The 6,719-nt window shown below is 29.6% G+C and carries 7 protein-coding genes; 4 read left to right on the forward strand and 3 right to left on the reverse strand.

Annotated elements, in window-relative coordinates; genetic code table 11:
* The first annotated feature begins 2 nt into the window (after window positions 1-2).
* Both CD111_RS09465 and brnQ read left to right on the forward strand, forming a co-directional pair.
* Window positions 3-1,889, forward strand: coding sequence for a vWA domain-containing protein (locus CD111_RS09465; protein WP_095088038.1), 1,887 nt, complete (start codon window positions 3-5; stop codon window positions 1,887-1,889).
* Between the two features lie 113 nt (window positions 1,890-2,002).
* Window positions 2,003-3,340 carry a branched-chain amino acid transport system II carrier protein gene (gene brnQ / locus CD111_RS09470; RefSeq protein WP_095088039.1) on the forward strand — a complete coding sequence of 446 codons (1,338 nt, stop codon included), beginning with the start codon at window positions 2,003-2,005 and terminating at the stop codon, window positions 3,338-3,340.
* Between the two features lie 236 nt (window positions 3,341-3,576).
* Here brnQ and CD111_RS09475 read toward each other — a convergent pair whose 3' ends face one another.
* Genes CD111_RS09475 through CD111_RS09485 form a run of 3 tightly spaced genes read right to left on the reverse strand, consistent with a single transcriptional unit; the run spans window position 3,577 to window position 5,770 of the window.
* Window positions 3,577-4,779, reverse strand: coding sequence for a toxic anion resistance protein (locus CD111_RS09475; RefSeq protein ID WP_095088041.1), 1,203 nt, complete (start codon window positions 4,777-4,779; stop codon window positions 3,577-3,579).
* Window positions 4,766-5,485 (reverse strand): 5-bromo-4-chloroindolyl phosphate hydrolysis family protein, encoded by a 720-nt coding sequence (locus CD111_RS09480; RefSeq protein WP_095088042.1) that lies wholly within the window; start codon window positions 5,483-5,485, stop codon window positions 4,766-4,768. Before CD111_RS09480 ends, CD111_RS09475 begins: the two co-directional genes overlap by 14 nt.
* A 15-nt stretch (window positions 5,486-5,500) precedes the next feature.
* The gene (locus CD111_RS09485) at window positions 5,501-5,770 is read right to left on the reverse strand and encodes an acylphosphatase (protein ID WP_095088044.1); all 270 of its coding nucleotides are present in this window, start codon (window positions 5,768-5,770) and stop codon (window positions 5,501-5,503) included.
* Between the two features lie 148 nt (window positions 5,771-5,918).
* On the opposite strand from CD111_RS09485, the gene CD111_RS09490 reads away from it, so the two are divergent.
* Both CD111_RS09490 and cspA read left to right on the forward strand, forming a co-directional pair.
* Entirely contained in the window at window positions 5,919-6,221 is a 303-nt protein-coding gene (locus CD111_RS09490; protein WP_095088045.1) for a DUF1033 family protein, read from the forward strand.
* Between the two features lie 167 nt (window positions 6,222-6,388).
* The gene (cspA, locus tag CD111_RS09495; protein WP_016912585.1) at window positions 6,389-6,589 is read left to right on the forward strand and encodes a cold shock protein CspA; all 201 of its coding nucleotides are present in this window, start codon (window positions 6,389-6,391) and stop codon (window positions 6,587-6,589) included.
* The last annotated feature ends 130 nt before the right edge of the window (window positions 6,590-6,719 follow it).

The raw sequence follows: 6,719 nt of genomic DNA on the forward strand, positions 1-6,719 counted from the left end.
ACATGAGTGATCGTTTTATATTATTTAATGATGAACAAATCGACGCACAACAAATTATGATGCTTACTGATTTAGCAAAGTTATTACTTGAAGATCCAAATGTTAAAGTTTCATTCCAAAAATTCCAACACTATGATCCGATCAACAATATTTGTAATGTCAGCTTTAATTGGTTACACAGACCTGAACATATTATAGAAGCAGGTTTAAAATCTGATATCATGCTAGATACAATTGGTTTTAAACAACTAAGCCCTAATATTTACAAAGAAGTTTTGAACGAATCGTTTGAACATATGCATTTTTTCAAACAAGTATTTATGATGATTGAAGAGTACAGGTTATCAAATCATATCATTCAAGCGAGACCAGTAACAAAGAAACTTTTCAAACATAGATTACAAGTTAAAATCAAACAAAACAATAGTCAAATACAAGTTTATAAGACTAAAACAACGTACACTGATTTATTATTCTTAACAATTGAACATGCAATTTTGCATGAGAATTTTATCACTTATCAATCTGTACACGACAAGTTTGATGACGCATTGATCCAAGTATTTAATAGATTACCTCAAATTTTTAACTTAAACTCATCAGAAGATAGTTATAATTTATCAGTAAGCATTATGATTTTATTGGACCATTTACTTATAGAAGATATGTTGAATCAATATTATCACTTGCCTGAACGCATTTATGAATCATTCGATGTTGAATGGACATTAGATGACATTAAGAGACACGATAAAACGAATAGTAGTCAATCTAGCAAAACGGAACATGACGAAAATGATATCATAACAGAAAATGCTGAAACGAAAACCGCAGACACACAATCTGATAGTGACCATTATTTAGAAATGGAACTACATGAAGGTGAAAATTCTGATGTGTTAACAGATAATGAACGTGAAGGTGATGCTTCAGATGATATGACGAATATGATGGAGAAAAAAGGAAAAGGTTCAAAAAATACAATAGATGATGAAGAAGGTGGATCTCAAGGAAATAACAATCCATATAAACTAAAAGGTATCAACCAAAATGTTAAATTAACATTTAATAAACCTGATTATTCATTATCTGATGAAGAAGATTATAAGCAAGCTGTTGAAAGTGTTCAATTCGAAATTAAAGATTTAACAAGTATTATTCAAAAATCAATGAATCACCAATATAGTGATATTCGTGAAAATTTAACAAAAGGTAGATTACAAAAAAATTTACTTAATTGGTTTATTGATGATCAATATAAGTTGTTTTTCAAAAAAGATGCCTTCAGTAGAAAACTAGACGCTACATTCACATTATTAATAGATGCATCAGCAAGTATGCACGATAAAATGGATGAAACAAAAAAAGGTGTCGTATTATTTCATGAAACGCTTAAAAACTTAGATATCAAACATGAAATTTTATCATTTAGTGAAGATGCGTTTGATGCAGATAAATGGAATCAACCTAATACCATTGATGAACTAATTGTCTATAATGAATCAACACTCAATCGTCACGATGCGCGTATTATGACACTTGAACCTCAAGATGATAATAGAGATGGTGTCGCATTAAGAATAGCAACAAATCATTTACTTAAAAGGCCCGAAACTCAAAAATTTCTCATCGTTTTTTCTGATGGAGAGCCTTCAGCTTTCGATTATGCAGAAGATGGAATAATAGATACGCATGAAGCAGTTATTGAGGCTGACAAACAAGGTATAAATGTATTTAATGTATTCTTAAATCAAGGTTCAATTGATGAGCGTACACGAAATACAGTACACAATATATATGGGAAACAGAGTTTATTTGTCGAAGGTGTTGAGAATTTACCAAACCAACTATCTCCTTTGCTAAAAACATTATTATTACAATCTATATAATAAATAAATTAAGTGTCACAATGTATTTATAATTTTCAGATATTTCATATAGACGAAAACTAATTCCAGTGATAGAATATAGATTATTGTATTACATAAAAGGAGTAACATATATGAATAAAAATGTTTTTGTAGTAGGATTTATGCTTTTTGCAATATTTTTTGGGGCAGGGAATTTAATTTTTCCTCCAGCATTAGGGTTAGCTAGTGGCCAATTCTTCTGGCCAGCAATATTTGGTTTCGTAATCACGGGAATAGGTTTACCATTAGTTGGTGTAATCGCTGGCTCAATTGAAAGTAAAGGATATAGAGCTTCATTAAGTAAGATACATCCTGTATTTGCAATTATATTATTAAGTGCAATCTCTTTAACAATTGGACCGCTATTCGCCATACCTAGAACAGCAGCAACATCATTTGAAATGGGTATTACACCAATATTTGATACAACAAGTAAAGGTGCATTATTTATTTTCACTTTGATTTACTTTATAATTGTTTATTACTTAAGTTTTAACTCTAGTAAAATGGTAGATAAAGTTGGTGCTATATTAACACCTTTATTATTAATTTCTATTGTGATCTTAATCATCAAAACATTTATTAGTTTAAGTGGTAATGACGTTGTTGCTGGTGATCCTGAAATTTATAAAGCAGCAAGTACAAGTTTTGGTAAAGGCTTTGTTGAAGGATATTTAACAATGGATGCGATAGCAGCAATTGCGTTCTCAATGATTGTTATTACAGCTATTAAAAGTAAAGGTGTTACTAAAGAAACGGGATTATTTAAACAAACGATTTATGCAGGACTAATTGCAGCAATCGGACTTGGATTCATTTACATTTCATTAGGATGGATTGGAAACCATATGGAGGTTTCACCAGCTACATTAAAAGAACTTAATGCGAATGGTCAAAATATCGGAACGTATTTACTAACGACAGTATCTCAAATAGCCTTTGGTGAATTTGGTAAGTATTTAGTAGGAATTATAGTGGCACTTGCATGTCTAACTACTGCCACTGGACTTATCGTTTCAGTAAGTGAATTCTTCCATGAGTTAGTTCCGAAGATTTCTTACAAATGGTTTGTTACAATCTTTACTTTAGTTAGTTTTATCATTTCTAATCAAGGATTAACAACTGTTATTCAAGGATCTTTACCAGTATTATTAGTATTGTATCCAATCGCAATTACAACAGTGTTGTTAATTGTTTTAGCTACTTTTGTGAAAACACCACCATTAGCACAACAATTAGCAGTTACGTTTGTCACAATTATATCTATCATTTCAGTTCTTAACTCAACGGGAGGAGTTAAGATGAAATTTATTGAAGACCTATATTTAGCTGATATTCAAATGGAATGGATACCATTTGCAGTAGTAGGGTTTATCATTGGATTTATAATTGGTAAAGTTAAAAATCAAACACCGGTAGAATATAGTTAAACATATATAGAAAAGCAGGGGAGCCTGGGACAAAAAAGTTCCGGGCTTTGTTGTGTCTTGAAAATCTAAATATATTAAAAATGAGATTTGAACATAAATGCCTATTCTCAAATAACGTTTTCATTAGATATTGCTTAATTTGTAAATAAAAAGACGAAATTCACTGTCTATCGTGAATTTCGTCTTTTTTTTGAGTTTATGAAACTTTATGTTTCTGTCTCATTTTCATATTTAAATTATTGTTTAAATGAATTTCTTAATTGATGTTGTTCATCTTTCAATTGTAATAGTTTAGTTTTTAAGTCTTGCTCTAAACTTTGAAGTTCTTGTTCTGCTTGTTGACGTTTACGTGTTCCGTCTTCTTGAATTCTTAACGTTTCTTGTATTGTATCTACAATGTTTGTTTGTGTTGTTTTTAATGTTTCTATATCTACAATACCACGCTCATTTTCCTCAGCTGTTCTAATCGCATTCTGTTTAAGCATTTCAGAGTTTTTAAGAAGTAATTCATTAGTTGTATCTGTAACTTTCTTCTGAGCCTCTGAGGCACCTTGTTGTCTTAATAATGTTAATGCAATTGCCATTTGGTTTTTCCAAAGTGGAATACTTGTCAAAATTGAACTTTGAATTTTCTCAGCTAAAGTTTGATTAATGTTTTGAATCATTCTAATTTGCGGTGCAGATTGTAGTGTGATTTGTCTTGATAATTGTAAATCATATATTCTTTTTTCAAGTCTATTTATATATTGTTGCAAGTCTGCTAATTCTTGAACATCCATTTGATTGTTGGATTGTTTTACTTTATTTTCAAGTTTTACTAAGTCATTTTTCTTTAATTCATCTCGTTTTTGTTCTGCTGCAGCAATATAAATATTTAATGCGTCAAAGTAGGCTTTGTTTTCTTCATATAATTGATCTAACAATCCTACATCTTTCATTAACATATTTTGAGATTTTTGTAATTCCACTGAAATTCTATCTACTTGTGCACCAACAGATTGATATTTACTAAACATTTCATTTACAGAACGTTCAGCACGTTTGAAAATTCGTCTCAATCTTGATTTGTTTTGCTTTTGTAGTTCATCAGGGTTAACTTCTTTAAGTTTATTCATTAAATTTCTTAAAGACGAACCGATAGGGCCAACATCTTTAGATTGAACTTGTGTTAACATTTGATGTGAAAATTGTGAAAGCTTATTTTGTGCTTGCTGTCCATACAATAGTAATCCATCGTTATCCAATGGTTTAATTTGTTGTGCTATTTCATTTATCTTTCTTTGATCCTCTTCTGAAAATGTATTCTCATAAGTAGAAGTGACATTTGATTGAGCATCTTGTTGCGATACTTCTGTCTGTTCTGCTGATAATTCGTTCGTAGAATCTTTAAACGGATCCTCAATTAGGTCGTCAAATAAATTTTTATTAGTTTCCGTCATAGTTACGCTCCGTTTCATATTCGTATTTATCTTGTTTCTTATTTAAATTCACCTTTTCTTTAGGTGTATTAGATATCGATTTTGTGTAATCATTTCGATTTTTAGCAATTTCCGAAAGTTCCATTTCTATATCAAGTTGATGATAACTTGATTCATTTAATTGCTTTAAATCTGCAACTAAAGTTCTTTTATTCTCATCAATTGTTAGTTTTGTTTGTTTAAGTTTTGCTTTTTCTTCTTTAGATTTGTTAGGCATTCTTTGTAGCATTGTATAATTGTCAATTAAATTCACTGTATTATCCAAGTGTGAATAGAAAAAGCTCTCCACAGAATAAAATTTCTCTGGTGACTGTCTTACTGTATTGTAAATTGTACGCGCTAATTTGCTAACTTCATTTAAATTCTTAAACTCACTATATGATCTCACACGCATGTAATTCTTATACAATCTTTTTAATTTTGGACCAGCTTCATTTAACTGTTTTCTAATAAAGCGATATTCTCTACGCGTTAATCCCATTTCTTTCAAAAATCGGCTAGAACTGTACCACTGAATTGGTATAAAACTTAAGACATAAGACCCGAAGAATATGCCAATATCTAGCATGAAATTTAAATCTAACTGGAATATGCTGAATAAAAAAACAATAAAGGAAACCGGTATAGCAAGTAAACTACCTAATATATATGATAAATTATATTTCATTGTCATCTTCCTAATTTATAACGTTTTGAAATGCTTTGTAGATTTGTCTAATTCAACATCTTCAATTGTATAATTTTCAACAACTGAAGCTGGCGCTACACCATTAATTACACCTTGAACAAAATCATCTAAATCATTTTGTTCACCACTTGCATATATTTCTACATAATCATTTACGTTTTCAACAGTTCCTACTATATTATATTTTCTAGCTAATTGTGTCGTAAAGAATCTAAATCCTACTCCTTGAACACGACCAAATACTTTAATTAATTTTCCGTTCATAAATATCACCTCATATATCTATTATAAAGGCTTATGACAAAAAAAACTAATATTTAGAAATAGTATTAAAAAGCTTTTCATTTGATTTAATTGGAAAATCGATTTAAATTTATTCTAAGGTAATTTTATAAATAGGGGAGTTTTTCTAATGTGGAAAGTCGTAACTATACGTGCTGACTATGAAGGCTGGTGGCTTTTTGATGATTGGAAAGAACATATCATTAATGAAATAATATGCACAGAATATAATGAAATGTTAAAAGAATATTTAAATTTAATAGAGAAATATAAATCAAAATTTGCCAACGAAGTAATTGGAAAACATAATATACATGCATTTTATAATAATTGTGAAATTGCATATTGTGAAGATTGTGAAGAAGACTTACAAATATTTTACAGTGTTTTAATATTAAATGACAATTCTATTTATACACCATTACCAAATTAATAAATTCTGAAAATATCTGAAATAGTATTGCATTTCAAAAATGAGTAACGTATAATAAGTAATAGCAATATCGTTATTCCATATTGCAAATAACATTAATACAAATTGTGTTTTTTGTAATATGCGAATATCGCATATTGAATTTTAGTCTTGGAGGTTTCACACTTATGAAACAAGGTACAGTAAAATGGTTTAACGCAGAAAAAGGATTCGGTTTTATCGAAATCGAAGGAGAAAATGACGTATTCGTACATTTCTCAGCAATTAACCAAGAAGGTTACAAATCTTTAGAAGAAGGTCAAGCAGTAGAATTCGAAGTAGTTGAAGGCGACCGCGGCCCACAAGCAGCAAACGTTGTAAAACTATAATATATATGAATTTGAACGACTAGAAAGAAACCCTAACTTATGTTAGGGTTTCTTTCTGTTTGAAGGTAGATATAAATTCTTGCTATATTAAATATTTCTATTTATAAATGAGGAGAATCATATTATAATA

It is taken from the genome of Mammaliicoccus stepanovicii (genome assembly GCF_002902525.1).
GTDB lineage: Bacteria > Bacillota > Bacilli > Staphylococcales > Staphylococcaceae > Mammaliicoccus > Mammaliicoccus stepanovicii.